The following is a 3,741-nucleotide window of genomic DNA, read 5'->3' on the forward strand; positions in this document are numbered from 1 at the left end:
TTCCAAAGCTGGAATCTCATTCCTTGCCATTTATGACGGCTCTTGTTTCGACCCGATTCAGGCCGTGGTCCCTAATAATCTGAATAATTACAACGACGAAGTACTGAAGCTGACTACCGGCTGCTCTGTCGAAGTAACAGGTAAAGTGGTTGAATCTCCAGCGAGCGGTCAGGACTTTGAACTGGCAGCAATCGACGTGAAAGTGGTTGGCTGGGTAGAAGATGCTGACACTTACCCAATGGCGAAAACTCGTCATTCTATCGAATACCTCCGCGAAGTGGCGCACCTGCGTCCGCGCACCAACGTAATCGGTGCCGTAGCACGTGTTCGTAACTGCCTGTCTCAGGCGATTCACCGCTTCTACCACGAGCAAGGTTACTTCTGGGTATCGGCTCCGCTAATCACCGCGTCTGACGCAGAAGGCGCGGGTGAAATGTTCCGCGTTTCTACACTAGACATGGAAAACTTGCCTCGCACAGACGCAGGTAAAGTGGACTACAACGAAGATTTCTTCGGTAAAGAAACCTTCCTGACGGTATCCGGTCAGCTAAATGGCGAAGCATACGCGTGTGCACTGAGCAAAATTTACACTTTCGGCCCGACTTTCCGTGCTGAAAACTCAAACACCAGTCGCCACCTGGCGGAGTTCTGGATGGTTGAGCCTGAAGTTGCGTTTGCCGATCTGGATGACATAGCGAAATTGTCTGAAGACATGCTGAAATACGTGTTCAAAGCGGTACTGGAAGAGCGTCGTGACGATCTTGAGTTCTTCGCGCAGCGTATCGATAAAGAAGCGATCACCCGTCTGGAACAGTTCGTGTCGTCTGACTTTGCACAAGTTGATTACACTGACGCGATCCAAATTCTGATGGATTCTGGCCGTGAGTTCGAATTCCCGGTTGAATGGGGTATCGATATGTCTTCTGAGCACGAGCGTTATCTGGCGGAAGAACACTTCAAAGCACCTGTCATCGTGAAGAACTACCCGAAAGACATCAAAGCATTCTACATGCGTCTGAACGACGACAATAAGACGGTTGCTGCGATGGACGTTCTGGCACCGGGCATTGGTGAAATCATCGGTGGTTCTCAGCGTGAAGAGCGTCTGGATGTTCTGGATGCACGCATGCGTGAAATGGGCATCGACCCTGAGCACATGAACTGGTATCGCGATTTGCGCCGCTACGGCACAGTACCACACGCAGGTTTCGGTCTGGGCTTCGAGCGTCTGGTGTCTTACGTCACCGGCATGGGCAACGTTCGTGACGTGATCCCATTCCCACGTACACCACGCAGCGCAAACTTCTAATTGCCATTGTGAATAGCAAAAACCTCCGCATCGACGGAGGTTTTTTTATACCTGCTGAATGAACTCAGTCCGGTTTCCCGGCAGCGTATTTAACCGCCGCAACGAAGATCGCAAACAGAACAAACGGAATGGCTGCCGCCGTGTATTCCGTCCAGGCGTACCCGACAAAAGACTTGGACAAAATTAAGTGTCCGAGAACCAACAACAGAGCGCTGATGATCGCCCAGGCGATCAGAAACAGCTCTCCACGACGTTTTGTTGTGCTCATAATCTGGCTCCTTGTGATAAATCGAAGCCATTACAGCACTGTTGGTGTCACCCTGAGCAGTACAGATGGCGCACTAACGCACCGAACAGTTGCTCAGCCTAGTAATGATGTGACCCAGAGCCTGAATCGCAGCAGCAATACGTGGATCGTCGAGTGAATATGAGCTGTTAATACGCAGGCAGTGGACAAACCGGTCGTCAAACGCAAACAGACTGCCCGGTGCCACCGAGATCCCATGCTCCAGCGCAACCTGGTGTACCACATTGGTATCTATCTCGTGAGGCAAACGCAGCCAGAGAAAATAACCGCCTTCAGGTGCAGCCACTGTTACTTCCGGAGGCAAGCACTCTCGCATCAACACAGACATCGCCAACTGACGTTCAGCCAGTGCCCTGCGTAACTTCCGCAGGTGGTTGTCATAGCTTTCGTGAGTCAGATAGTGTGCTAGCCCCTTTTGCACCGGCACACTGCTGGAGATGGTCGACAGCAGTTGCTGTCTTTGAATTAGCTCATTGTATCGCTCAGATACAACCCAGCCAACCCGATAGCCTGGCGACAAAGATTTGGACAAAGAACCACACAACAAAACCTGCCCGTTGTGGTCAAAGGCTTTCAACGGTTTCGGTTTGCGCTCACCAAAATACAGCTCACCATACACGTCATCTTCAATGACCGCGACGTCTTGCTGAGCCAGACGTTGCATCAGGCGTTGCCGCGCTGACTCAGTCAGGCAACTGCCTGTCGGGTTATGAAACGTGGGCATCAGCCAGCATGCCCGCACCGGATAGGTTGCCAATGCTACCTCTAATGCATCGAAATCCAGACCATGTTGAGTATCGACCGGCACTTCGACCGGTTTGAGGTTGAGGCGCTCGATCGCTTGCAAGGCACCATAAAAGGCCGGGGATTCAATGATCACATAATCGCCCGGCACCGTCACAGCTTCCAGGCTCAGGTTCAGTGCTTCCAGCGCACCCGAGGTTACGACAATGTCATGATGACTGATATGGATTCCCTGCTGCAGGTATCGCTGCGCGATTTTCCGGCGCAGGGTTTCATCTCCGGGTGGCAGATGACTGAGCCAACTGGTCGAGGAAACCTGACGGTTAGCACTGGCGAGATTACGGGCCAGATCGCGCGCCGGAAACAAGGTTGGGTCCGGAAACGCCGATCCCAATGGTATCAGAGTCTCATCCGCACTCTGCTTGAGAAAAGTGAACAGCTGATCGTTGATCAGGGCGGGCTTTAGCACTTCACTGAGCGATGCGGTTCGCTCTTTGGCGGCCACAAAGTAGCCAGATTGTGGCCGGGCGACCAACAACCCTTCACTCTCCAGCAACTGAAACGCCTGTAATACAGTACTGGTACTCACCTGGTGACTGCGGCTGGTCGCGCGCACAGACGGAATTTTGTCCCCGGCTCGCCAGGTTTGATCTTCTATCTGGCGGCGTATCTCCTGAGCCAGTAACTGATAACGTGTCATACAACCCTCACTTGTTATCTGCGCACTGTAACACATCTGATTTTTCAGTGTTTTTTTGCTCTTATATCCAAGAGAAACGTCACACTCGACTCACACTGGGTGCGTCCACAGCGCAAAATGAAGTAAAACGCCGGATAATCAATATCATGGGGGATTATAAGATCACTATCACGTTAATTATGTCACCATCTGATAGATTTAATTTTGAACAGTGATGTTAACCCTACTGAACCTGAGAATTGAGAGAGTAATCATGAGTAAGTTCAAAACGGAAGACATAAAATACAAAGGCGAAACCAACGGCGTACACAGCTGGAATGCCCCCAATGGCCAGCCCTATTACTGGCATCCGGACTGGCTGCATATTGCGGAAGATGCCACGGGCCTGCATGTCAAAGGTGACCTGGAGGTTAGTGCCGGAAATAAACCAACAAAAGAACACGCTCTGAACGCCATTTTGAAGCACATTAATCAATGGGCACATAAACCCAAGTGATCACGCCTGACACCGTAAGAGTTGCCTTAGCCCGGCAGTAAGATACCGGGCTTGTTGCTTCTGGCTTCCGCGCCAGAGGAATACCCTTTTTCCTTCTCATCCTTTGTTGCTTACTTAAACCAAAATACTGAGACATTTCCCTTCCGCAGGCTGCCGTTTTTATACTGAAAATCCCCAACTGATAC

Annotated in this window: 5 protein-coding genes; 2 read left to right on the forward strand and 3 right to left on the reverse strand. The window is 51.2% G+C overall.

Annotation, left to right across the window (positions count from 1 at the left end; translation table 11 throughout):
• Positions 1–1,309, forward strand: a 1,309-nt coding sequence (gene asnS / locus CAG65_RS12340; protein ID WP_161453823.1) for an asparagine--tRNA ligase, incomplete at its 5' end; no start/stop codon positions are given.
• 64 nt (positions 1,310–1,373) lie between these two features.
• Here asnS and CAG65_RS12345 read toward each other — a convergent pair.
• Complete coding sequence (locus tag CAG65_RS12345; protein WP_021703622.1) at positions 1,374–1,577, reverse strand: hypothetical protein; 204 nt, start codon at positions 1,575–1,577, stop codon at positions 1,374–1,376.
• A gap of 73 nt (positions 1,578–1,650) precedes the next feature.
• Positions 1,651–3,060 carry an aminotransferase-like domain-containing protein gene (locus CAG65_RS12350; RefSeq protein ID WP_161453824.1) on the reverse strand — a complete coding sequence of 470 codons (1,410 nt, stop codon included), beginning with the start codon at positions 3,058–3,060 and terminating at the stop codon, positions 1,651–1,653.
• Positions 3,061–3,313: 253 nt separating this feature from the next.
• On the opposite strand from CAG65_RS12350, the gene CAG65_RS12355 reads away from it, so the two are divergent.
• On the forward strand, positions 3,314–3,556 hold the full coding sequence (locus tag CAG65_RS12355; protein ID WP_161453825.1) for a hypothetical protein: 243 nt from the start codon (positions 3,314–3,316) through the stop codon (positions 3,554–3,556).
• Here CAG65_RS12355 and CAG65_RS22260 read toward each other — a convergent pair.
• The coding region (locus CAG65_RS22260) for a hypothetical protein (protein ID WP_237668807.1) at positions 3,528–3,741 on the reverse strand (214 nt) is incomplete at its 5' end. The genes CAG65_RS12355 and CAG65_RS22260 overlap by 29 nt on opposite strands.

It is taken from the genome of Vibrio sp. V39_P1S14PM300 (assembly GCF_009904765.1).
Taxonomy (GTDB): Bacteria; Pseudomonadota; Gammaproteobacteria; order Enterobacterales; family Vibrionaceae; genus Vibrio; species Vibrio proteolyticus.

What these genes read in the sequence shown, in the direction of transcription:
- CAG65_RS12345 (WP_021703622.1), bottom strand. Translation starts at nt 1,577, where the DNA reads ATGAGCACAACAAAACGTCGTGGAGAGCTGTTTCTGATCGCCTGGGCG.
- CAG65_RS12350 (WP_161453824.1), bottom strand. Translation starts at nt 3,060, where the DNA reads ATGACACGTTATCAGTTACTGGCTCAGGAGATACGCCGCCAGATAGAA.
- CAG65_RS12355 (WP_161453825.1), top strand. Translation starts at nt 3,314, where the DNA reads ATGAGTAAGTTCAAAACGGAAGACATAAAATACAAAGGCGAAACCAAC.